Here is a 21,840-nt window from a genome sequence, read left to right as displayed (position 1 = left end):
CAATTCGTGCATGGGAGCGCGCCGCTTCGGCCTCATGGCTTATGATAGCGGCGCGCCGCGCCGATGCATGAATGGGGAACGAACCAAATATGTTTCGCCCCATTTCGCGAGCCGAACCCGGCGCTGCCAGTGTGGTCTGATTCTAAGGCGGGGTCGTATTGCGCGGCCCCGGAGCGCCGGTGGCCGCAGGCCTCGCACGCCGCATGACGTGCCGCCGCCGGATGGTCGAATTACGGTGGCCGGATTGTGGAGCATGCAGATGAATATGATCAGCGCATATAGTGCCGAGGGCCTGGTGCCGGGCCGCGGTGTCGCGGCGGCCGGTCGAGTCTTGCGCGGATTGCACCGCCGGCTTGCGGCCGATTTCGCCGCCTGGGCGCGCATCTTCGCCTTGCTGGTTTGCCTGGCGCCGCTCGCTGCGCCCCGCGCCCAGGAAGCGCCGCCACCGCCGGCCCTGAGCCCAGCCCAGCTTGAACAATTGGTGGCGCCGATCGCGCTGTACCCTGATTCATTGCTGTCGCAAGTGCTCATGGCCTCCACGTATCCGCTGGAGGTCGTCGAGGCCCAGCGCTGGCGCGCGACGCAGCCGCGCCAGATGTCCGACCAGCAACTGTCGCTGGCCATGCAGAACTCGCCTTGGGACCCCAGCGTCCAGTCGCTCGCGGCGTTTCCCGACGTGTTGCAGATGATGAACGACCGGCTCGACTGGACGCAGCAGCTCGGCGAGGCTTTCCTGTCGCAGCAGGCGGATTTGATGAGCGCGGTGCAGCGGCTGCGCGCGCGGGCCCAGGCGGCCGGCCATCTGCAGTCGACGGCCCAGCAGACGGTGCAGGTGGTGCCGGGCCCGAGTCCCGTCATCCAGATCCTGCCGGCTCAGCCCGAGCTCGTGTACGTGCCCGTTTACGATCCTCTCGTCGTGTACGGCGCCTGGCCTTATCCTGCGTATCGCCCGTTCTACTGGCATCCGCCGCGTTTCGTGCCGCCGCCGGGGGTGTTCATTTCCTTCGGGGCGGGGCTGATGGTCGGGCATGCGCTGTGGGGCCATATGGACTGGCATCGCCGTGTCGTGCGTGTGGATGTGAAGCGCTACAACCGCTACAACCATGCGCACATCGTGAGCCCGAACTGGGTGCATCGTCCGGAGCACAGGCGCGGCGCGCGCTACGGCAATCCGGCGCTGCACGAACGCTACGGCCGCCCCGGCGGCCCGGCATTCCATGGGGGTCACGGCCCGGCCGGGCCGGCAGGCAGGCCGCCGCTTCCCGGGCATGGCCCCGGCCCGCAAGGCCATGGTCCGCAGCCTCCGCGTGGGCCGCAAGGCCATGGCCCGCAGCCGCCACGCGGCCCGCAGGGTCACGGCCCGCAAGGCCCAGGCGCGCATGGTCCTGGGCCCCAGGGCCAAGGGCCGCGGCCTCCCGGCGCGCAAGCTCCGGGGTCGCGTCCCTCTGCGGCTCCCGGAGGCCGGCCCCCGGGTGGACAGCCTCCGTCCGGCCGTCCTTCGGGCGCTGCGCATGTTCCGCCCGCGCGCGGCCCGGCTCCGGCCGCGAGGCCTGCTCCCGCCGCGCCTCAGGCTCGTCCGGGCGGGCCGGCCATGCGCGGCCCTGCCCCGCAGGCACGTCCACAGGCGCGTCCGCAAGGCCCGGCTGCGCATGGCGGCATGCAGGCTCCCCATCGTGGCCCCGAGCGCGGCGCTGCCGCGCCGCGGCCCGCGGCGAATCATCCGCCCGCCATGCACAGGCCCGAAGGCGGCCATGGCAATCGCGGGGGCGGCGGGCACGGCCGCCGCGACGAACGGCATTGACGAGCGGGCGAGCCGCAATTTTGCGGCCCCGCATCGCCTGCTGCGGATAGCGTTGCCGCGAAGATTGGCGAAGAGAATATTGGCGTAGATTGATTAGCGCCGGCTGCGACAGGCCAGCGCGGAGGCCGCCAGGCATGCCGCGGCGGTGCCATACAGCAGCAGCGACGAAGTCACCGGCAGCAATACGCCGGCCATCATAGGGCCGACGCCGGCGCCGATGTCGCGCCATATCGCACGCGTGGCCAGCGCGTGTACGCGCTGCGAGCCCGGATAGCGTTGGGCGACGATGGGGGCGATGAGCGGCAGTTGCAGCGCGCGCAGCACCACGACCGCCGCGGCGCAGGCCCACAGCCAGCCCGCGCCGAAGCCCACCAGCGCCACCGAGGTCGTCACCGACAAGGTGACCAGCATGCGCTCGGCGCCGTATTTCTCGGCGGCGTGGCCGCCCACGGGGCTGAGCATGATTTCCGCCAGGTAGCGCAGGCCCAGCAGCAGGCCGGCGATGACTACTGCGCCGGTCGGGGCGATGCTCCGGCCCAGGAAAGACAGGCCGACGATGAACAGCCCGTCGAGCACCAGCCCCTCGACAAAAGACCAGATGTCGAGCGCGCCGGGCAGCCTGAAGCGCCGTTCACGGGGCTTGATATGGCCTTGGCCGGCGGGCAGGCGCAGCGCGACCGGCACTGCGCACAGGGCCACGACGGCCAGGATCAGAAAGAAGGGGCGCGGCGTGAAGTGTTCCGCCGAGACCGCCGACAGCGGCAGCGCCAGCATGGGGCCCAGCGCAATCAGCGCGCGCGACTGGCCCGTGCGGCGCGCCGCGCCCGCCAGCTCGGCGGTGGCCAGCGCCTGGGTGGAAAGATTCAGCGCCGCGTACGACAGGCCCCACAGCAGGCGGAACACCAGCAATGCCCAGAAGCCCGAGCAGGCGGCATAGCCGGCCGCGCAAACCGCCGCGGCCGCCGCGGCCAGCGTGCAGGAGGCGCGGTCGCCATGCTTGCCGTAGAGCCTGGCCACGGTGCTGTAGCCGGCGATGCGTATCAGCCGGTTGGCCGCCAGCAGTATGCCGGCTTCGGCCAGTGTGATGCCGAATTGGTCCGCGTACAGCGGCAGCACCAGATACAACACAGTGTCGGCGGGCAGCGACATGCCGAGCACCAGCGAGGCGTAGCGGGAGTTCTTGTCTGTGGTCTGGACGGGAGCGTCGCTCAATGATGTGCCTTCCTGTCGTCGCGCGGTCCGGATTGCGCGTATGCCGCAACGACCAAATCAGGCATTCTACGCCATGCCCCGCATGGCGTAGGCGAGGCCTCAGGCCAAGTTCACCAGCACCTGGCCGTTTTCCACCTTGACGGCGTAGGCCTTGATCGGCGCGCTGACCGGCGCGCACAACGGGCGGCCGTCGCGGATGTCGAAGCGGCCCTGGTGCAGCGGGCACTCGATCTCGTGGCCATACAGGAAGCCGTCGCACAGCCTGGCATGGCCGTGGGTACAGAGGTTGTCGGTGGCGTAATACCGGCCTTCGGTTTTGTAGAAGGCAATATCCTTGCCCGCCACCTCTACCGCGGTGACGTCGTCTTCGGGCACCTCGTCGGCGGCGATGGCTGCGATCCAGTCTTCGTTCATGTCGGGCTCATATCGGATAGATCAGGGAATTGGGAATCATCTCGGTATCGAAGATGCACAGCCGGGATTGGAACTTCAGCCCTTGCGGGCCGCGCCGGATGACGTCGATGTAGCGGCCCACGTTGTAGACGGTGGACACGCCGTCGCTGCGGGTGCGGAATACCGAGTAGTTGGCCTGCGATTCGATGTGCTGCGCGTCGATCTTGCCGATTTTCGGCAGCCCCACCACGTGGCGCTGGTAATAGGGTTCGTGGAATATGGTTTCGGTGGCGCCGTAGATGCGATCTTTCAGCATGTCCTTGCTTTCGAACGACAGCGTGGCCAATGGGAAGCCGCGATCGTAGTTTTCGCGCGGCTGCACCTTGTAGACGCAATCGTCGACGAAGAATTCGGGCCATGCGTCCCAGCGCCGGTCGTCCAGTGCAGACGCGTATTCCGCATAGAGCGCCACGACCGAATAGTAGGTGTCGAAGTCCATCTCACTGCTCCATCACTTTGCGCCAATAGTCGTACATGCCGCGTATCAGGGTCTCGGTGACCATGTGGTCGGTGTTCTCCACGCCGCGTCCGCCCAGTTCCGCGATGGTGCTGTGCTCGGGCTTCTGGCGGAAACCGTCCTGCGAGAACTCGATGACCTCGCCGTCGTCGGCCGAGACGAAGCCCCCGGGCCCGAACAGATTGGCCTGGCGCAGCCGGCGCCGCGTCATTTCCGGGGAGTCTTCCTCGAAGCCGAAATGGGTCCAGACGAAATCGAAGGAATCGGCGCCGCTGGGCTGGATGTGGCGAGTGGATACCGAGTTCACTTGCTGCTGGATGATGACGCTCGGAAACAGCGTAAGCATGACCGCGGTCGGGCCGCGCCACCAGGGTTCCTGCACCACGTCGAGCAAGCGGTCGTCGTGCAGGCTCATCTGTTCCTTGAAACTGGAAACCCCCGCCGTCACCGCGCCCTTGCCGCCCGTGCCCCGCGTGGAAATCATGGCGGCGTGGCGGAAGTGCGCGTCCATCTTCAGTTCGGACTGATTGTCGGCGCGCCACAAGCCGAAGGTCACGAACCAGGTATGCAACAGGCCCGGATGGTAGGGGTCTTTGATGTTTTCCTGCATGAGCTTCCAGTTGCCCGGAATGCGCTGCCGGCTGTAGCCGAGAATGGTGAGTTTGCGGCCGTCGAAGACCCTGTCGAAATATTCCAGGATGGTGGGGCCCAGATAGTCTTCCAGCGCTTCGATGCCGTGGTCGAAGGAGGCGAACACCACGCCGTTGCGCACTGCCACCGCGAGCTGGTTCAGGCCATGGTCTTTAGGGTCGAAGTCGGCGGGCATGCCGCCGTTGACCTTGCCGTTCTGTTTGACGCCGCGGCGAAAAGGGACGCCCAGCAGATTGCCCTTGAGGTCGTAGTTCCATTGATGATACGGACAGGTGAAGTCCTTGCGGTTGCCGTAGCGCTCGCGGCAGAACTGCACGCCGCGGTGGGCGCAGACGTTTTCGACGACGTGGATCCCGCCGTCTTCGGCGCGCACCAGGATGACCGAGCGTTCGCCGATGGTGGTGCGCTTGAAGTCGCCGGCTTGCGGTATTTCGGCTTCCAGGCCCACATAGTTCCAGTGGCCCGAATAGAAGAACCGCTCGAGTTCGCGGCGGTACAAGGAATCGTCGGTATAGGCCCAGAAAGGGGTTCGGCTCGTGCCCTCGCCGTTCCAGCGGCGTGCGGTAGAGGGGCCGTCGAGAGGCTGGCTCATGGAGGTCTCCGGTTTTATGTTCGATGTTCTCGGCACATCATGCACGAAGCCTGGATATTTATAAATGGAACTATGTAAATAAAAACTATCACTGCTGGTGATACTATCGCCGCATGGACCTCAAGGACCTGGACCTCAACCTGCTGCTCGTGTTCAACGAGCTGTATCGCTTGCGCAGCGTATCGCGGGCCGGCGAAGCGCTCGGGCTGTCGCAGTCGGCAGTAAGCAACGCGCTGCGGCGGCTGCGCCTTGCCCTGGACGACGAGCTGTTCGTCAGGGTTTCGCGCGGCATGGCGCCCACGCACTATGCCGAGGAACTGTCGGGCTCGATAGATCAGGCGCTGGGCACGTTGAGTGCATCGCTGGCGGGCCCGGCGTCATTCCAGCCGGCCACCAGCACGCGCAATTTCACGATCGCCATGTCCGATATCGGCGAAATCTATTTCCTGCCCGAACTCATGAAACGTCTCGCGCGCCTGGCGCCCGGGGTGTCTGTCAGCACGGTGCGCGACACCACCATCAGCCTGCGCAGCGAAATGGAAAGCGGCCAGGTGGACCTGGCCATCGGCTTCCTGCCCGACCTGCGCCACGGCTTCTTCCAGCGCCGCTTGTTCCGCCAGCGTTACGTGTGCGTATTCCGCCGCGGGCACCGCTTGGCGGCGGGCGGTTTCGGCCTGAAGGAGTTCAAGGCGGCCGAGCGTGTGGCCATCGTCGCCGCCGGCACCGGGCACGGAACCGTGGACGCGACGCTGCGCCGCGCCGGCCTCACCGACGGGCCCCGCTTGAGCGTGCCGCATTTCGTGGCGGTCGGCCATATATTGCAGAGCACCGACATGATCGCGGTGGTGCCCCAGGCCTATGCCGAAAGCACGCTCAAGCCCTTCGGCCTGGTCTTCGCGCCTTGCCCCATCCGCTTGCCCGAGATCGTCATCCGCCAGCTCTGGCACGGCAGGAACCACCGCGAGCCCGGCAACCAGTGGCTGCGCCGGCTGATCTCGGAATCTTTTTCGTTCTGAGCCGTGGCGGCTCGGGCCGTGCCGGCGCCGGCTTGCCGCGCGCGCGGCAGTCCGACGCCTTCAGGATCAGCCCAGCAGCCCAGGCCAGGCGACGCGGACGGCGAGGATCACGGCCACCAGGGCGGCGATGAGGGCAAATGCGATTTGCAGCAAGCGCGGCTGCACATGGCGCGCGCCGGCGCGCCCGGCGATCATGCCCACCACCGCCGATCCCACGAAGACCCAGCCTATTTCGGGGATGCGGGTGCCGTGCAGCAGCACGCTGCCTACCGTGGCCAGCGAGATCAGGGCAATCACCATCAGCGAGGTCGCGACGATGCCGTGCATGTCGATATCGGTATAGCGCCGGAAGGCGGGCACGATCACGAAGCCCCCGCCCACGCCGAGCATGCCGGCGAATAGCCCGGCGGTGGCGCCGATGCCGGCCAGCGTGCCGGCGCATCGCCGCGTCCAGTGCAGCCGTCCGGTAGCCGGGTTGAGCATGCAGGGCCGGTCGGCGCGCAGCAGCGGGCCGGCGCCTTGCGCGGTCGCACGCCGCAGCATGCGCACGGACACGATCAGCATCACTGCGCTGAACAGCGCCGTAAGGACAGTGTCGGGAATGATGTGGGCGAGCCCGATGCCCGCATGCGAGCACAGCGTGCCCAGCACGGCCATCAAGGCGGCGGCCTTGTAGCGCACGATGCGCCGGTTCAGGCCGTCGAGCGCGCCCACGGCGGCCGAGATGCCGACCGCGGCCAGCGCTATCGGCGCGGCCGACGTCATGCTCAGGCCCAGGCCCATCACCAGCGCCGGCACCGCGAGTATGCCGCCGCCCGCCCCGGTCAGCCCCATCATCAGGCCGATTGCCGCGCCCAAAGGCATTACCAGCGGCATGGCCGGGCTCCTGCTTTGGATGGGGTGGCGGGGCTGCGTTCGGGGGTTGAGAGCATAAGCGTTACCGGTTCCTGGGAAGTTTCGGCCCACGCTATTATAATTATTTTTAGTTATTTATATATATTTATAAGAAATATAGAGCGCGCTTCAAATTCTGTTGCAAAAAAAATGTCAAGCCGGGCTTGCGGCAGCTTGCGCCGATGCGGGACGCGCCTCAAGATATGCGCACCTACACCCACTTCGACGAGGTGCTTCACATGTTCAAAACGATACGCGCAGCATTGGCCTGCGCCGCCCTGTGCGGCTTTGCCGCCGCCCCGGTGTACGCCGCGACATCCGGCGGCGCCGCCATGTCCAAGCCCAAGACCGCCCAGCAGGAACGCATGACCACCTGCAACAAGGAAGCCACGGGCAAGACGGGCGATACTCGCAAGGAATTCATGAAGTCCTGCCTGAAGGGGGAAAGCCATTCCGATTCGAAGCTGTCGTCCTCGCAGCAGCGCATGAAGACCTGCAATGCGCAGGCCTCGTCCAAGTCGCTCAAGGGCGACGCGCGCAAGACCTTCATGAGCACCTGCCTGAAGGCCAAGTAAGCCCCGCAGGCCGGCACGCGGCGGGGCTCAGCCGGAATTGCGCAGCCCTGCCGCGATGCCGTTGATGGTCATGTGTATGGCACGCTGCGTGCTGCTTTCTTCGTCGGCGCCCTTGCCGCCCGAGGGGCTGCCGCGGTGGCGCTGCAGTAATTCGACCTGCAGGTGGTTCAGCGGGTCGATATAGGCAAAGCGCTCGTTCAGCGAGGCGCGCAGTTGCGGGTTGTCGTCCAGCAGCTCGCGGCAGCTTGCCAGCCGGAACATCTCCAGCGTCAGCGCGTGTTCGCGCTCGATGGCGCCGAAGACGCGGGTGCGCAGCTTCTTGTCCGGCACCAGCAGGGAATAGCGCCGGGCGATCGCCAGGTCGGTCTTGGCCAGCACCATTTCGGCGTTCGACAATAGCGTGTAGAAAAACGGCCACGAGCGCGCCATGCGGCGCAATTGCGCCAGCCTGGCGCTCTGGCTTTCGGGGCAGCCCGGGCCGCCCCGTTCCAGATAGGCCTGTATGGCCGTGCCCAGCCCGTACCAGCCAGTGAGCATCAGCCGGCATTGCGCCCAGGAAAACCCCCAGGGGATGGCGCGCAGGTCTTCGATGCGGCGGCTGGGCTTGCGCGCCGCCGGCCGCGAGCCTATGTTCAGGCCGGCAATCTCCAGTATCGGGGTCGAGGCGAAAAAATAATCGGCGAAACCGGGGGTCTGGTAGACCAGGTCGCGATAGGCGCTTTGCGCCGCGTCGGACATCAGCGCCAGCGCGGCGCCGTAGCGCTGCATGTTCTCGTCTTCGGCCTGGGACGCCGAGCGCCGCGGGCTGAGGCTGGTTTCCAGCGTGGCGGCCACCAGCAGTTCCAGGTGCCAGCGCCCGACCTCGCTGTCCTTGTACTTGCTCTGTATGACTTCGCCCTGCTCGGTGAGCCGGATCTGGTTGTCGACCGTGCCGGGCGGCTGGGCCAGGATCGCGTCGACGCTGGATCCGCCGCCGCGCCCCACCGAGCCGCCGCGGCCATGGAACAGGCGCAGGCGCACTTTGCGCTGCTTGAAGACTTCGACCATCCGCCTTTCGGCGCGATAGAGCGACCAGGTGGAAGTGAGATAGCCGCCGTCCTTGTTGCTGTCCGAATAGCCCAGCATGACTTCCTGGATGCCGCCCTGGCAGTGGCGGACGCGCTCGGCGACTTCCGGCAAGTCCAGCCACTCGGCCATGATGTCCGGGCCGCGCTCGAGGTCGGGAATGGTTTCGAACAGCGGCACCACCATGAGCCCGTCCGCGCAGCCGCGGGAGGGCGCATCGCCGGCTTCGCCGTCGGGGGCGTTTGTGGCCCCCGGGGCGATGAGCCCGGTTTCCTGCTGCAGCACCAATACTTCCAGCAGGTCGCTGAGCGTCTCGGTGTGGGACACGATGGACTGGACCACGGCCTGGGCGCCATAGCGGCGGCGCGCCGCCGCCGCGGCACGCAAGATGGCCAGTTCTTTTTCGGTCTCGGCGCTATAGCGGATCCAGGGCGACACCAGCGGGCGGGTTTCGCGCAATTCGCTGCGCAGCAGCGCGATGCGTGCTTCTTCGCCCAGGCCTGCGTAGTCGACCACGGTGTCGCCGTGGCGCACGCCGGCGGCCTTGAACAGTTCCGTGAGCACCCGTTCATGCACGTCGGAGCTCTGGCGCAGGTCGACCGTGGCCAGATGAAAGCCGAACACGCTGACGGCCTGCAGCAGGGCGTTCAGGCGCAGCATCGCGATCAGCCCGCCATGATGCTGCGCCAGCGAGTCGGCGACGGTCTGCAGGTCGGCCTGGAATTGTGCCGCGTCCTCGTAAGGCGCGGCCGGGTAGGTAGGCCGCCGCGCGAGACGCTCGCCGGTGAGCTCCTGCGCGGTGGCGTCCAGCCGCGCGTACATGTGTATGAAGGCGCGGCGATAAGGTTCGTCGGCGCGTTGCGGCGACGGATCCTGGCTGGCTTGCGCCAGCGCGAGCAGTCCGGGGCTGGCGTGTTCCAGGGATTGCGACATCGACAGCTCGGTGCCCAGTTCCTTGACTTCCAGCAGGTAGTGCTGCAGGGCGACGGTGGACTGGCGCAGCAGAGCCTGCTCCAGCGTTGCGGCGTTTACGTTCGGATTGCCGTCGCGGTCGCCGCCTATCCAGCTACCCATGCGCAGGAACGCGGGTAGGGGGCTTGCGTCCACCTTGAACAGCGACCGCCCAGGGCGCTGCAACAGCCTGGCCAGGTCCTGGTACAGGCGCGGGATGGCGGCCAGGAAGGTACTGTGATAGAAGCCCAGGGCATTGTTGATCTCGTCGAGCACCGTCAGCTTCTGGCGCCGCAGCAGCCGCGTCTGCCACAGGGTCGAGACCAGGCCGGCGAGGCGGCGCTGCAGCCATTGGTCTTCGTCAGGCGTCAACTGGTTATCGTTGCGTGCGAGTTGCAGCGCGATCTCGCGGTGCAGGTCGAGCGTGCTCTTGCGCTGCACTTCGGTAGGGTGCGCGGTCAGCACCGGGGTCACGCAAGCCTCGGCCAGCGCGCGCAGGATCTTGCGGCTGCTGACCCCCTTGTCCTGCAGGAATTCGATAGCGTGCCCCAGGCTGCCGCGCTGCGGGCCGCGCCCGCTTAGCGCATGGTGGCGCTGGCGCCGGTTCTGGTCGCGGTCTTCGGCGATATTGGACAGGTGCAGGAAATAAGTGAAGGCGCGGATCACCGAGTTCACCTGCCTGGCGTCGAGCCCGCGGATCTGGCGCTCGAGCAGGCGGCTGTCGCGGATCTTGCCCTCGCGCCGGAACGAAACGGCAGCGCGGCGCAGCTTCTCGATGATGTCGTAGACTGCCGCGCCCTCGCATTCGCGTATGACCTCGCCCAATATTTTGCCCAGCATGCGGATGTCGGTGCGCAGGCCGGGAAGCGATTCCGGATGGCTTGTTGCGGGCAGGTTCACGGGTACTCCTCATTCAAGGCGGGGGGAGGGAGGTGCTGCAGCCCTGCGGGGCAGCGCTAACTATATACGATAGCCGGGCCTGGCCGGCATGGTGCGGCGGGCCTGCGCAAGGAATTCCTGCCGCGGGGCGCGCGACAGTGCATCGCCCCGCTTCAAATTTTTCCCCCAGCCGATGGCCCGGCCGCGCGACGCGCCCGCCGCAGTCTGAATCAGTTCCGAATAAACAATATATAAATATTGCTAGACAATAAAAAAATATTATAGAATTTGGGCACGCACACATAACAAGAAAGCCCAGGATGGCTTTCTCCCAGGAGACACGCATGAGCAAGACCAATTTCTTTTCCCGGATTTCCCGCATTGCAGGCATTTTGGCGCTGTGCGGGCCTTTGGCGGCGCAGGCCGCCTATCCGGACAAGCCCATCACGCTGGTAGTGCCCTACAGCGCCGGCGGGGCGGTCGACATAGTCGGGCGCATCATCGGGCAGAAGCTGTCGCAACAACTGAAGGTGCCTGTGATCGTCGAGAACAAAGCGGGCTTTTCCGGCAATATCGGCGCCCAGTACGTGGCACGCGCCAATCCCGATGGCTACACGCTCCTGATGGCCGCGCTGACTTCCTATTCCCTGAACCACAAGCTGCTGGGGTCGAAGCTCATGGGCTACGACTTCCCGAAGGATTTCCGGGCCGTGGGCGTGGTCGGCAAGCTGCCGGTGGTGCTGGTGGTGAATCACGCGGTTCCGGCCGGTACGCTGCCGCAGCTCGTCGCTTATCTCAAGAAGAATCCGGGCAAGGATTCCTTCGGCTCGTCGGGGGCGGGCTCGATCGAGCATGTGGCCGGGGAGCTGTTCCGGCTGCGCGCGGGCGTGAATATCCTGCACGTGCCGTATCGCGGTTCGGCGCCGGCCATGCTGGATCTCATGTCGGGCCAGATCCAGATCATGTTCGCCACCACGCCGACCACGCTGGCCAACCTGCCCACAGGAAAGATCAAGGCCATAGGCATCGCGGGGGATACGCGCGTGCCCTTGCTGCCCAAGGTGCCCACGCTGGCCGAGCAGGGGCTCAAAGGCCTGGATGTGACGTCCTTGTACGGTGTGCTTGTGCCCAAGGGCACTCCCGATGCCGAACTGCGGCGCCTGAATGCCGGGCTGGAACACGTAATGAACGACCCGCAGGTACGCGGCAAGCTGCAACAGCAGGGCGTGGTGCCCGTGCTCACGGATACGCAGCAGGCTGCCACCATGCTGGGCGACGAGGTCGCCAAGTGGGGGCGGCTGATCGACGAAACGCACATTGTGATCAAGCAGTGAGTTCGCGCGCCGCCGGCGCCGCGTGGTTCGTGTCGGCGGCTGCCTGCGCGGGACACGAACCACGCGGCGCCGGTGGCGTTGCGGCACATCCAGGAAACGGAAACATGCAATTGCAATACATCAAGTATGAAACGTCGGGCCCGGTGGCGGTCCTGACCTTGAACCGGCCGGAATGCCTCAACGCATGGCATACGGCGATGCGCCAGGAGATCCTCGAAGCGATCGCGGCCAGCGCGGCGGACGAATCCGTGCGGGCGCTGATCATGACGGGCGCGGGCGACCGGGCCTTCTCGGCAGGCCAGGACCTGAACGAAGCCCACGATTTCGATGCCGACCGCGCGGAGTCGTGGATAGGCGAGTGGGAAACCTACTACGACGCCTTGCGCAGCTTTCCCAAGCCGCTGGTCATGGCGCTGAACGGCACGGCGGCGGGCTCGGCCTTCCAGGTTGCCTTGCTGGGCGACATCCGCGTGGCGCATCCGGACGTGAAGATGGGGCAGCCTGAAATCAATTCCGGTATTGCCAGCGTCACCGGCCCCTGGATCATGCGCGAGATGCTGGGCTTGTCCCGCACGGTGGAGCTGACGCTTACCGGCCGCATGATGGAAGCTGCCGAATGCGAGCGCATCGGGCTGGTCCATTATCTGGTGCCGCGAGACCAGGTGATGGCCAAGAGCCTGGAGCTCGCCCGCGAGCTTGCCGCCAAGCCGCCCATCGCGATGCGGCTGGACAAGGCGCGCCTGCGCGAAGTGACCGAAGCGGATTTCCGCGAAACCATCCAGGCGGCGATCCGCATTCATCGCGAATGCTACGGCTCGGGCGAGCCCGCGGCGATGATGGAAAAGTTTTTCCAGGAGCGCGCGCAGCGCCGCGGCTAGTTCCGAACCCGGATTCCCGATTTCTACACAGGCATCACATGTCAGCCAGCCATATCGACATAGCATCCGTACCCGAAGAAACCATTTCGCAGTTGCTGCAGCGGCGCGCGCAAGAAGAGCCCGATACGGTCTATTTGCAGTACAAGGGCGAATCCTGCACCCTCGCGCAGCTCGACCGGCACGTCAGCCAGCTTGCCAATCGATTGATCGAGCTGGGCGTGCGCAAGGGCGACCATGTGGCGCTGATGCTGCCCAATCACCCCGACCATGTCATCGCCATGTATGCGCTGACGCGGCTCGGCGCAGTGCGCGTGCCGGTCAACATCCATCTGAAGGGCGCCGCGCTGCGGCACGTCTTCGACAGCTTGAAGCCCATAGCGATGATTGCCGATGCAGCCCATGCCGGGGCATTGCGGGATGTGCAAGTGCGCGTGCCGCTGTGCCTGTGGCGCGGCGGCCCCGGTGAAGGCGGCGTGAGCTTCGAGAGCTATCTGGATTGCAGCGACGTTGCGCCCGAAGTGGCGATCGACCCGGACGACATTCTTGCTCTTACTCCCAGCTCGGGGACTACAGGCGCTCCCAAGGGTGTGCTGAAATCCGACCGTACGCTCAGGGCCGGGCCCATGGCCATCCTGCGCCTGACCGAGGCGCGGCACGGCGACGTCTTTCTGCTGTGGGAGTCTTTGCACCATGGGGCCGGGGTCGCAGTCGTGATTTCCGCGCTGATCGGCGGCACCCGGCTGGCCATGCTGGAAAAATTCAGCGCCTCCCGGTTCTGGGACGATGCCAGGCGCTATGGGGCGACACACATCCATTACCTGGGCAGCGTCGTGCCCATGCTGCTCAAGCAGCCGCCGCGCGAAGGCGACCGCGGGCACGGGGTGCGCATAGCCTGGGGCGGGGGCTGTCCGCCGCATCTATGGAGCGACTTCTCGCAGCGCTTCGGCGTCGAAATGCGGGAGGGCTACGGCTTGTCGGAAATGATCACCTTCGTCACCGCCAACCCGCATGGGCCTGCGGGTTCGGTGGGCAAGCCGCTCGAGTACTTCGATGTCGACCTGATCGACGACCAGGGCAAGGGCGTGGCCGATGGCGACAGCGGCGAGATCATTGTCCGGGCCCGTGCGGAGGGCCTGGGCTTTCTGGGCTATTACGACAACCCCGAGGCGGACCGCGCGGCGCGCAGGGGCGACTGGTTCTGCACGGGCGATCTGGGCCGCCGCGACGCCCAGGGTTTTTATTATTACGCCGGCCGCAAGAAGGACATGCTGAGGCGGCGCGGCATCAATATTTCCTCGTGGGAGGTCGAGCGCGTGTTTGCCGAGCATCCCGCCATAGAGGAAGCGGCGCTGGTCGGGGTGCCCAGCGACCTGGGCGAGGACGAGCTGAAGCTGTTTGTGCGGCTCAAGGCCGGCGCCGAGCTCGATCCGCTGGACCTGATCAAATGGAGCGAACCCAGGCTGCCGTATTTCCAGATACCGCGTTACGTGGCGTTCATAGAACAATTTCCCAAGACGGCCACGCAGCGCATCCAGAAGAAAGAATTGTCTCGCGAGGTGGCCGGGGTCTGGTGCCTGGACGATACGGCTTACGTAATCAGGAAGTGACGGACATGGCGGAAAAATCCGAGATCCTGCTGGAATGGAAAGAAGGCGGCCGGGTGGCGCTGGTGACGATCGATCGCCCGCAGCGCAGGAACGCCTGCGATTTTGCGGCATGGACGGATCTGCGCGACATCTTTCGGCGGCTGGCCGAAGGCACTCGGCCGCAGCTGGTCGTGCTGACCGGGGCCCAGGGGCATTTCTGCGCGGGCGACGACATCGTCGCTTTTCGCGCGGTGCTGGACGATACCGCGGCAGCCGCCGTCTATCGCGCCCGCATCCAGGAATGCTATGCGGCGGTGCAGGGCTTGCCGGTGCCGGTGGTGGCCGCCATCGGCGGGGCATGTGTCGGCGGCGGCTGCAGCCTGGCGCTGTGCTGCGATTTCCGGGTCGGCCGCCCGGATGCCCGGATAGGTGTGCCCACGGCCAAGCTGGGCCTGGTCTATCCCACGGTGCAACTGGTGCGCCTTGCAAGCCTGATCGGCGTCGCGCGCGCGCGGCGCTGGGTATATGGCGGAGAGCTGGTCGGCTGTAGCGACGCGCTGGAAGCGGGCTACCTGGACGTGGCTTGCGGCGACGATGTGGTGGCTGCCGCGATTGAATTCGGCCGGCCTTTCATGGACAGCGCGCCGCTGTCGATTGCCGGCAGCAAGCTGCAGCTCAACGCCATCGCGGCCGGCCGGCTGCAGGAGGCCAGTGCCGCGATCGACGCGATCAGCGCGCAGGCCGACAACAGCGCAGACTATCGGAATGCCGCCACCGCGTTTGCGCAGAAGCGCCGGCCGGTGTTCGAGGGCAGATAGCCTCGGGCGACGCGGCGGCTCGGGGCCTGCACATTAAAAGCGGCGGCCCTTTTGCCTTGTGGTGTGCCTTTTGGTGTGAATAGGTCCTAGGGCGTGAGGCGCTGTGTCGAAATGGCGGCGCAGGTGGCGATGACCAGGTCCGCGTAGCGCTTCTCGTCTTCGGGCGCGTTCCAGCGGGGCTTGGAAACCGAGACGCTGATGGCGCCTTGCACCCGGCCTTGCGTATCGCATATCGCTGCGGCGGTGGCGACCCCGCCCAGCCGGTATTCCTCTCCGGTATGCACGTAGCCGTTCTTCCTGGTCTGGGCCAGCCTCTTGCGGATCTTGGGCAGGCTGGTCTCCGTATATTGGGTATGGGCGACCAGGTCGGAGGCCTGCAATACGGCTTCGGCTTCTTCCTCGGGCAGCGCCGAAAGCCATGCCAGCCCCGACGCCGTGCAGAACGCGGGCATGCGCGAACCGACATGGATGTTCAGGTTCAGCGCATTGCGGCTGACAATGCGCGAGATCAGGATCATGTCGGTGCCGTCCAGCACGCTCAGGTTGACCACTTCCTCGGTGTCCTGGGCGAGGCGCTGCAGATACGGCATGGCCTTGGCCAGCATTTCATTGGCCGATAGATAAATATTGGAAAAATCCAGCAGCTTGGCGGTGAGTTCGAATTTCTTGCTTTGCGGGTCGCGGCGCAGGTATCCGAGCGCTTGCAGGGTATGGGTGAAGCGCTGCATGGCGCTGACATCCAGGCCTGTCGATTCGGCTAGCTGCGATAACGACAGGTGGCGATGCATTCCGTCGAAGGCCATCAGCACTGCCATGGCCCGCTCTACCGCGGTTACATAGAACCTGGATGTGGCGGGGTCGGGTGTTTGGCTGGAATCGGCGGGCATGGAGGAAATATGGGGCTTGCGGCTTGCCTGACGTGCGGCTGCCTGAAAATGCACTCACAGAATTCTAGCTTAATCCGCCACACGCCGGCGCTCGCCTCTGGACTTTTGCGCCCAGAGATAGTAACGTGCGTTACTATATGGAAACGCCCGACAAACCCTCATCGTTCCAGTCTTTCGAACAGGCCATGCAAGACCTGTCGCGACGGCTTGCGTCGCGCGCGACGCTGCGCGAGTCCGTCATCGTGCGCCTGTTCCAGCACGTGGCGCAGCGCCTGAACGATTTCATGGACGAGCCGTTTCGCGCATATGGCCTGAACACGACCTTGTGGACTTCGCTCGTCGTGATCTACGCCAGCCCCGAGCACAGGCTCAAGCCGTCCGAGCTCAGCGTTTTCATGAATTCCTCGCGCACCAACAGCACGCGCGTGGCGCGCCAACTGCAGCAGCATGGCCTGGTCGACCGGCTGGCCGATGCCAGCGACGGCAGGCAGTGGTTCCTGCGGCTGACGCGCAAGGGCGTGGCCTTCGTCGAATCTTTCCTGCCCGAGCGCCGCACCCACATTCGCGAGGCGCTGGAGGATTTCTCGGCGGCGGAAGTGGACGAACTCGAGCGGCTGCTGCGCAAGCTGCTGCGTAATCTGGACTGATATTCATGTGCCGTGTCGCTTTTTTTTGCCGGGGTAGTAACGCCAGTTATTACCTGGACGCCGCGCCCATACTGCCGCAGGAGCGGGTGGCGCCATGAGCACTCTGCAGGAGGACATGCCCGAATCTCGGCGGCTGATGATCACGCTGTCCATCATGATGGCGACGATCATGCAGACGCTGGACAGCACGATTGCCGCCGTGGCGCTGCCGCACATGGCGGGCAGCTTGTCCGCATCGCAAGATCAGATCATGTGGGTGCTGACGTCCTACATCGTCGCCGCGGCCATCGCCACGCCGGTGACGGGCTGGCTGACCGGACGCTACGGACGCAAGACCATATTCCTGATCTCCATCGCCGGTTTCACGATCAGCTCGGTGCTCTGCGGCATGTCCGCCAGCCTGCTGGCCATTGTCCTGGCGCGGCTGCTGCAAGGGGTGTTCGGGGCGGCGCTGGTGCCTTTGTCGCAGGCCGTCATGCTCGACATCAACCCGCCCGAGCGCCATGCGCGGGCGATGGCGGTGTGGGGCATGGGGGTCATGCTGGGGCCCGTGCTCGGGCCCACGCTGGGCGGCTGGCTGACCGACAATCTGACCTGGCGCTGGGTGTTCTTCATCAATCTGCCGGTCGGCATATTGTCCTTGGCGGGGGTGTATTACTACATACACGACAGCGGCGCGCGCATCCTGAGCAAATTCGACTGGTTCGGCTTTTCGATGCTGGCCATCGCCATAGGCATGCTGCAGATGCTGCTGGACCGCGGCGAGCAGGCCGACTGGTTCGGCTCCATCGAGATCCGCGTCGAAGCGGTCTGCGCGGTGATCGCCTTCACTTTCTTCGTCATCCATACCGCCACCGACACGGGCGATTCGTTCTTTAAAGTCAAGCTATTGCACGATCGCAACTTCGTCACCGGCCTGGCCATTTATTTCCTGATGGGCCTGCTGCTGTACGCCACTCGGGCGCTGCTGCCGCCTATGCTGCAAGACCTGCTCGGCTATCCGGTGGTGACTACCGGCCTGGTCACCGCGCCCAGCGGCCTGGGGACGATGGTGGCCATGATGTTCGCCGGCCGGCTGGTGGGCCGCATCGACAGCCGCCTGATCCTCGCTTTCGGCTTCGGCCTGACGGCGGTGTCGATGTGGGAAATGTCCTGCTATACGATGCAGATCACGGAATGGGACGTGGCCTGGCCCGGCTTCGTGCAGGGCCTGGGCCTGGGTTTCACGTCGGTGCCGCTGACCACCATGACTTTCTCGACACTGGACCGGCGCCTGCGTTCTGAAGGCACGGCTATCTATAGTCTTTCGCGCAATATCGGCAGCAGCATAGGGATTTCGGTCATGCAGACGCTGCTGGTGCGCAATACCTCCACCATGCACAGCACCCTGGCGGCCTACATTACGGCCGGCTCGCTGCTGGTCATGCCCGAAGGGCTGTCGCGTCTCTTCGACATGAATACGCTGGGCGGGGCGGCCGGATTGAACGCGGTGCTGAACCGCCAGGCCGCTTTCATCGGCTACCTGGACGATTTCCGGCTGATGTTCTGGATGACCTTGCTGGCCATGCCCTGCCTGATGCTGATGAGCAACGACCGCCCCATAGCGAAGAAGCCCAAGGAGCCCGTCCAGCCCGAGGCGCAGGCCGAGGCCGTTGCCGTGGGGGCGGACTAGGGCTTGTTGACACTAGTAGGGGCGCGGCATGGCCATGAAAAGAAGGCCAGCTCATCAAGGCGCGAAAATAGCCTTGCGCCGACGGCGCCTGTTCGCGGCCGGCGCAAGGCCTTGGGGCGGCCCGGCCCGCGAGCCGGGCGATCAACGGGACTTTGCGGCCGCCTCGCGCTGCCTGCGCGCTTCGTAGGATTTCAGGTTCAGGTAGGCGAGGCGCAGCAGCGCATGGTCGGGCAGCGCCGTGCCGGCGCGTTGCAGCAGGTCGCCGAAAACATGGTCGGCCTCGGTGGGGGCGCCGCGTTCCACGTCCTTGAGCATGGACGCCGTCACGGTGGACGTGGGCGAGGTCAGCAATTTTCTGGGGCTTTCCAGCGCCTCGGGGCGCGGGTCGTGGCCGTTGGCGCGCGCGACGGCCGCGCACTCGTCGATCAGGCTCAAGGTCAGGCCGGTGCCGCCCGCCTGCACGATGTCGCCGATGGCGGCGCGCATCAGGCAGTTGGTGCCGGCGGCGGCCGCGATGAACACCCATTTTTCCCACATCTCTTGCAGTATCTGGGCGCTGGCCCGGGCCTCGAAATTGGCGCCGGAGCATTGCGCTTCGATGCGGCGCACGCGTTCCGACATGGAGCCGTCCAGCTCGCCGTAGGCCAGGGTGTGCCGGTCGTTGTAGTGCCTGACGGTGCCGTCCGCATCGAGCGCGGCGGAGATCAGGCACAGCCCGCCCAGCACGTGCTCGCGCCCGAAGCGCTCGGCCAGCCGGTCGAGGTGCCGCATGCCGTTGAGCAGCGGCAGGATGGCGGTGCCGGGCCCGACGGCCGGGGCGATCGCGTCCATGGCCGAGTCCAGGTCGTAGGCCTTGCAGCCCACGATGATGACGTCGAAGGCCGAGTCCAGGTCTTGCGCCGACACGGTGGGGGGATTGGCAATGTGGGCGTCGCCCTTGACGCTCTTGATGCGCAGGCCATGCTCGCGCAGCAGTTCGGCGCGGGCCGGCCGCACCAGGAATGTGACGTCGCGCCCGGCCTGCAGCAGCCTGCCGCCGAAATACCCGCCCAGCGCGCCCGCGCCTACAACCAGAAATCTCATTGTCTCGCTTCCCATATAGAAAAAATAGCCGGGAACATATTACTCCCGTGATCTGCGCCCGCGCCGTATTCCCGCGGCTGCGGTAGGCCGTATTGCAGCGGCGGCATGCGCGGAGCGTCCGGCGCGGCGTGTTTTCCGACGGCATGGCCGATTGCATGATAGTTGACTAAGTCAATATATTGCTTGAAAATGGCCAGTAATTTCAGTAAGCCCGTCCAGCAAACCCGTACAGCAAGCCCGGCCACGCGCATGCATGGCCTCCAGCCTTCAGGAACTCTGCCATGACCGCCATCAATGCCGCCGCCTCGGTTCTCGATCAGCAAATTGCCGTGGTGCGCGGCTTCAGCCGCTTCTATACGCGGCTGGTGGGCCTCTTGAACGAGGGCATATTGAAGAGCGAATATTCGCTCACCGAAGTGCGCATACTGTACGAACTGGCGCATCGCGAAGGCCTGAGCGCCAGCGACCTGGTGCGCGATCTGGGGCTGGACGCCGGTTATCTCAGCCGGGTGCTGAAGCGCTTCGAAGAGCGCGGCCTGCTGAGCCGCACGCCGGCGCCGCAAGACGCCCGGCAGACCACGCTGGCCCTGACCGCCGCCGGACGCAAGGCCTTCCGCCCGCTGGACCGCGCATCGCGCGACGAAATCGCACAGATGTTGCAGGCGCTGGCCGCGCCCGAACGCGACAGGCTGGTGAAATCCATGCTGGCCATCGAACGCCTGCTGGGCGATCACGCCGAACCCGCCGTGCCCTATGTGCTGCGTCCGCTGCAGTCGGGCGACATAGGCTGGATCACGCATCGCCAGGGCGTGCTGTACAACCAGGAATACGGCTGGGACGAGACCTTCGAGGCGCTGGTGGCGCAGATCCTGGCCAAGTTCGTGGAAGAATTCGACCCCAGGCGCGAGCGTGCCTGGGTCGCCGAGCGCGAGGGCGAAGTGGTCGGCTCGGTGTTCATGGTCAAGGAATCCGATACGGTGGCCAAGCTGCGCCTGCTGTACGTGGAACCCTCGGCGCGCGGCCTGGGCATAGGCCGGCGCCTGGTGGACGAATGCATCGCCTACGCGCGCGCCCGGGGCTACCGGCGCATGGTTTTGTGGACCAACGACGTGCTGGCTTCGGCCCGCCGCATCTACCAGGCCGCCGGCTTCCAGCTGGTCGAGCAGGAAAACCATCATTCCTTCGGCAAGGACCTGGTCGGCCAGAACTGGGCCCTGGATCTCTGAGCCGGGCGCCGCCTGTTGCCTTTTCTCGCCTTTACTCTATTGACAGTGTTTTGTGCCGGGGTATAAGTTTGCGGTCTGGCGCGCGGCAGGCTCGCGCGCCGGACAAGCCGGCGGACGCGTGTCCCGCCGCGCCGTACGCCCGGCCTGGAAGGCGCAGGAGAACACAAAATGAAACGCTGCCTGGCTGCACTCTCGCTTTTCACCCTGGTCCTGGCCGGCGCGGCCCATGCCCAGACGCTGACTGTCTACAGCAGCGTGGACGAGGCCAATGCCAAGAAGATACTCAATGCCTTCACCAAGGACACCGGCATCAAGGCCAATATGGTGTTCCTGTCCACGGGGCCGGCGCTGTCGCGCATACAGGCCGAGTCGAAGCGGCCCCAGGCCGACGTCTGGTTCGGCGCCCCGGTCGAGAACCACGTGGTGGCCGAACAGCGCAATCTGCTCGAGCCCTACGTCAGCGCCAAGGCGGCGGGGGTGGCGCCGCAATATAAAGACGCCAAGGGCTACTGGTACGCCATCTACACCAATCCCCTGGCCTTCGGCGTGCGCACCGATATCCTGGCCAAGCGCGGCGCCCCGGTGCCGCATTCCTGGGCCGATCTCACCAAGAGCGTGTACAAGGGCCTGATCCAGATGCCTTCGCCGCAGACCTCGGGCACTTCTTACGAGGCCATGCTGACTCTCATCAAGCTCATGGGCGAAGACCAGGCCTTCGCCTACATGAAGGCGCTCAACGCCAATGTGCAGACTTACACCCAGAGCGGCACCGCGCCCAGCGCCAACCTGGGCCTGGGCCAGTGCGCGGTGGCGATCCAGTTCACGCCCGGCTTCCTGCAGCTCAAGGACCAGGGCTACAAGGTCGACGTGGTGTTTCCCACCGAAGGCGTGGGCCACGAAGTGGCGGCGGTTTCCATCATCAAGGGCGCCAAGGACCTGAGCGCGGCCAAGGCGCTGATCGACTGGATCACCTCGCAGCAGGGCCAGCAGGCCATGGTCGATGCCAAGACCTATTTCATGCCGGTGCGCGACGACGTCAAGGCCGGCAGCGGCGTGCCTTCCATGAGCCAGATCAAGCTGGTCGAGTCCGACTCGGAATACGCGGCCAAGAACCGCAAGCGGCTGGTCGATCGCTGGCTGCAGGACGTGCTCGGCCAGTGATA

General features: G+C 65.7%; 20 protein-coding genes. 11 read left to right on the top strand and 9 right to left on the bottom strand.

The window, feature by feature from the left end; translation table 11 throughout:
- Window positions 1–259 precede the first annotated feature (259 nt).
- Window positions 260–1,801, top strand: a complete 1,542-nt coding sequence (locus tag KVP10_RS16030) for a DUF3300 domain-containing protein (protein WP_217965622.1) — start codon at window positions 260–262, stop codon at window positions 1,799–1,801.
- 93 nt (window positions 1,802–1,894) lie between these two features.
- Here the strand turns inward: KVP10_RS16030 and KVP10_RS16025 are convergent, their stop codons facing one another.
- The 4 genes from KVP10_RS16025 to KVP10_RS16010 all read right to left on the bottom strand — a co-directional run bounded on the left by KVP10_RS16025 (window position 1,895) and on the right by KVP10_RS16010 (window position 5,166).
- Window positions 1,895–3,013 (bottom strand): MFS transporter, encoded by a 1,119-nt coding sequence (locus tag KVP10_RS16025; protein WP_246600730.1) that lies wholly within the window; start codon window positions 3,011–3,013, stop codon window positions 1,895–1,897.
- A gap of 99 nt (window positions 3,014–3,112) precedes the next feature.
- The gene (locus KVP10_RS16020) at window positions 3,113–3,427 is read right to left on the bottom strand and encodes a non-heme iron oxygenase ferredoxin subunit (protein ID WP_217965621.1); all 315 of its coding nucleotides are present in this window, start codon (window positions 3,425–3,427) and stop codon (window positions 3,113–3,115) included.
- A gap of 7 nt (window positions 3,428–3,434) precedes the next feature.
- A complete protein-coding gene (locus KVP10_RS16015) occupies window positions 3,435–3,905 on the bottom strand; it encodes an aromatic-ring-hydroxylating dioxygenase subunit beta (RefSeq protein WP_217965620.1) in 471 nt (156 codons plus the stop codon).
- Window position 3,906: 1 nt separating this feature from the next.
- Window positions 3,907–5,166 carry an aromatic ring-hydroxylating dioxygenase subunit alpha gene (locus KVP10_RS16010; protein WP_217965619.1) on the bottom strand — a complete coding sequence of 420 codons (1,260 nt, stop codon included), beginning with the start codon at window positions 5,164–5,166 and terminating at the stop codon, window positions 3,907–3,909.
- 113 nt (window positions 5,167–5,279) lie between these two features.
- On the opposite strand from KVP10_RS16010, the gene KVP10_RS16005 reads away from it, so the two are divergent.
- Complete coding sequence (locus KVP10_RS16005) at window positions 5,280–6,182, top strand: LysR family transcriptional regulator (RefSeq protein ID WP_217965618.1); 903 nt, start codon at window positions 5,280–5,282, stop codon at window positions 6,180–6,182.
- Window positions 6,183–6,248: 66 nt separating this feature from the next.
- Here KVP10_RS16005 and KVP10_RS16000 read toward each other — a convergent pair whose 3' ends face one another.
- Window positions 6,249–7,058, bottom strand: a complete 810-nt coding sequence (locus KVP10_RS16000; RefSeq protein WP_217965617.1) for a sulfite exporter TauE/SafE family protein — start codon at window positions 7,056–7,058, stop codon at window positions 6,249–6,251.
- 257 nt (window positions 7,059–7,315) lie between these two features.
- Between KVP10_RS16000 and KVP10_RS15995 the strand changes: the two genes are divergently transcribed.
- Window positions 7,316–7,651 (top strand): PsiF family protein, encoded by a 336-nt coding sequence (locus KVP10_RS15995; RefSeq protein ID WP_217965616.1) that lies wholly within the window; start codon window positions 7,316–7,318, stop codon window positions 7,649–7,651.
- Window positions 7,652–7,678: 27 nt separating this feature from the next.
- Here the strand turns inward: KVP10_RS15995 and ppc are convergent, their stop codons facing one another.
- Window positions 7,679–10,567: a phosphoenolpyruvate carboxylase gene (gene ppc / locus KVP10_RS15990; protein ID WP_376810956.1), complete on the bottom strand. Its 2,889-nt coding sequence runs from the start codon at window positions 10,565–10,567 to the stop codon at window positions 7,679–7,681.
- A gap of 323 nt (window positions 10,568–10,890) precedes the next feature.
- On the opposite strand from ppc, the gene KVP10_RS15985 reads away from it, so the two are divergent.
- From KVP10_RS15985 to KVP10_RS15970, 4 genes are all read left to right on the top strand, one after another.
- Window positions 10,891–11,880: a Bug family tripartite tricarboxylate transporter substrate binding protein gene (locus KVP10_RS15985; protein WP_217965615.1), complete on the top strand. Its 990-nt coding sequence runs from the start codon at window positions 10,891–10,893 to the stop codon at window positions 11,878–11,880.
- A gap of 104 nt (window positions 11,881–11,984) precedes the next feature.
- Window positions 11,985–12,758 (top strand): enoyl-CoA hydratase/isomerase family protein, encoded by a 774-nt coding sequence (locus KVP10_RS15980; RefSeq protein WP_217965614.1) that lies wholly within the window; start codon window positions 11,985–11,987, stop codon window positions 12,756–12,758.
- 38 nt (window positions 12,759–12,796) lie between these two features.
- Complete coding sequence (locus KVP10_RS15975; protein WP_217965613.1) at window positions 12,797–14,365, top strand: AMP-binding protein; 1,569 nt, start codon at window positions 12,797–12,799, stop codon at window positions 14,363–14,365.
- Window positions 14,366–14,370: 5 nt separating this feature from the next.
- On the top strand, window positions 14,371–15,162 hold the full coding sequence (locus KVP10_RS15970) for an enoyl-CoA hydratase/isomerase family protein (protein ID WP_217965612.1): 792 nt from the start codon (window positions 14,371–14,373) through the stop codon (window positions 15,160–15,162).
- Between the two features lie 86 nt (window positions 15,163–15,248).
- Here the strand turns inward: KVP10_RS15970 and KVP10_RS15965 are convergent, their stop codons facing one another.
- Window positions 15,249–16,049: an IclR family transcriptional regulator gene (locus tag KVP10_RS15965; protein WP_217965611.1), complete on the bottom strand. Its 801-nt coding sequence runs from the start codon at window positions 16,047–16,049 to the stop codon at window positions 15,249–15,251.
- Window positions 16,050–16,174: 125 nt separating this feature from the next.
- Between KVP10_RS15965 and KVP10_RS15960 the strand changes: the two genes are divergently transcribed.
- On the top strand, window positions 16,175–16,696 hold the full coding sequence (locus tag KVP10_RS15960; protein WP_217965610.1) for a MarR family transcriptional regulator: 522 nt from the start codon (window positions 16,175–16,177) through the stop codon (window positions 16,694–16,696).
- A gap of 94 nt (window positions 16,697–16,790) precedes the next feature.
- The gene (locus KVP10_RS15955) at window positions 16,791–18,368 is read left to right on the top strand and encodes a DHA2 family efflux MFS transporter permease subunit (RefSeq protein WP_217965609.1); all 1,578 of its coding nucleotides are present in this window, start codon (window positions 16,791–16,793) and stop codon (window positions 18,366–18,368) included.
- A 141-nt stretch (window positions 18,369–18,509) separates the two neighbouring features.
- Here the strand turns inward: KVP10_RS15955 and panE are convergent, their stop codons facing one another.
- Window positions 18,510–19,451: a 2-dehydropantoate 2-reductase gene (gene panE / locus KVP10_RS15950; RefSeq protein ID WP_217965608.1), complete on the bottom strand. Its 942-nt coding sequence runs from the start codon at window positions 19,449–19,451 to the stop codon at window positions 18,510–18,512.
- Window positions 19,448–19,702, bottom strand: a complete 255-nt coding sequence (locus tag KVP10_RS15945; RefSeq protein ID WP_217965607.1) for a hypothetical protein — start codon at window positions 19,700–19,702, stop codon at window positions 19,448–19,450. Before KVP10_RS15945 ends, panE begins: the two co-directional genes overlap by 4 nt.
- 30 nt (window positions 19,703–19,732) lie before the next feature.
- Between KVP10_RS15945 and KVP10_RS15940 the strand changes: the two genes are divergently transcribed.
- Window positions 19,733–20,677, top strand: a complete 945-nt coding sequence (locus tag KVP10_RS15940; RefSeq protein WP_217965606.1) for a bifunctional helix-turn-helix transcriptional regulator/GNAT family N-acetyltransferase — start codon at window positions 19,733–19,735, stop codon at window positions 20,675–20,677.
- Between the two features lie 168 nt (window positions 20,678–20,845).
- The gene (locus tag KVP10_RS15935) at window positions 20,846–21,838 is read left to right on the top strand and encodes an ABC transporter substrate-binding protein (protein ID WP_217965605.1); all 993 of its coding nucleotides are present in this window, start codon (window positions 20,846–20,848) and stop codon (window positions 21,836–21,838) included.
- The last annotated feature ends 2 nt before the right edge of the window (window positions 21,839–21,840 follow it).

Origin of the sequence: Candidimonas humi, from assembly GCF_019166065.1 — a bacterium.
Classification (GTDB): Bacteria; Pseudomonadota; Gammaproteobacteria; order Burkholderiales; family Burkholderiaceae_B; genus Candidimonas; species Candidimonas humi.
The sequence above is the reverse complement of the archived record's forward strand: the minus strand, read 5'-3'. Positions and strand labels throughout refer to the sequence as shown.

Excerpts from the sequence above, each read along its gene's own strand:
- KVP10_RS15955 (WP_217965609.1), top strand. The coding sequence starts at position 16,791 with ATGAGCACTCTGCAGGAGGACATGCCCGAATCTCGGCGGCTGATGATC.
- KVP10_RS16030 (WP_217965622.1), top strand. The coding sequence starts at position 260 with ATGAATATGATCAGCGCATATAGTGCCGAGGGCCTGGTGCCGGGCCGC.
- KVP10_RS15970 (WP_217965612.1), top strand. The coding sequence starts at position 14,371 with ATGGCGGAAAAATCCGAGATCCTGCTGGAATGGAAAGAAGGCGGCCGG.
- KVP10_RS16020 (WP_217965621.1), bottom strand. The coding sequence starts at position 3,427 with ATGAACGAAGACTGGATCGCAGCCATCGCCGCCGACGAGGTGCCCGAA.
- KVP10_RS15995 (WP_217965616.1), top strand. The coding sequence starts at position 7,316 with ATGTTCAAAACGATACGCGCAGCATTGGCCTGCGCCGCCCTGTGCGGC.
- KVP10_RS16000 (WP_217965617.1), bottom strand. The coding sequence starts at position 7,058 with ATGCCGCTGGTAATGCCTTTGGGCGCGGCAATCGGCCTGATGATGGGG.
- KVP10_RS15940 (WP_217965606.1), top strand. The coding sequence starts at position 19,733 with ATGACCGCCATCAATGCCGCCGCCTCGGTTCTCGATCAGCAAATTGCC.
- KVP10_RS15985 (WP_217965615.1), top strand. The coding sequence starts at position 10,891 with ATGAGCAAGACCAATTTCTTTTCCCGGATTTCCCGCATTGCAGGCATT.
- panE (WP_217965608.1), bottom strand. The coding sequence starts at position 19,451 with ATGAGATTTCTGGTTGTAGGCGCGGGCGCGCTGGGCGGGTATTTCGGC.
- KVP10_RS16010 (WP_217965619.1), bottom strand. The coding sequence starts at position 5,166 with ATGAGCCAGCCTCTCGACGGCCCCTCTACCGCACGCCGCTGGAACGGC.
- KVP10_RS15935 (WP_217965605.1), top strand. The coding sequence starts at position 20,846 with ATGAAACGCTGCCTGGCTGCACTCTCGCTTTTCACCCTGGTCCTGGCC.
- KVP10_RS15980 (WP_217965614.1), top strand. The coding sequence starts at position 11,985 with ATGCAATTGCAATACATCAAGTATGAAACGTCGGGCCCGGTGGCGGTC.
- KVP10_RS15965 (WP_217965611.1), bottom strand. The coding sequence starts at position 16,049 with ATGCCCGCCGATTCCAGCCAAACACCCGACCCCGCCACATCCAGGTTC.
- KVP10_RS16015 (WP_217965620.1), bottom strand. The coding sequence starts at position 3,905 with ATGGACTTCGACACCTACTATTCGGTCGTGGCGCTCTATGCGGAATAC.
- KVP10_RS15945 (WP_217965607.1), bottom strand. The coding sequence starts at position 19,702 with ATGCGCGTGGCCGGGCTTGCTGTACGGGTTTGCTGGACGGGCTTACTG.
- KVP10_RS16005 (WP_217965618.1), top strand. The coding sequence starts at position 5,280 with ATGGACCTCAAGGACCTGGACCTCAACCTGCTGCTCGTGTTCAACGAG.
- KVP10_RS15975 (WP_217965613.1), top strand. The coding sequence starts at position 12,797 with ATGTCAGCCAGCCATATCGACATAGCATCCGTACCCGAAGAAACCATT.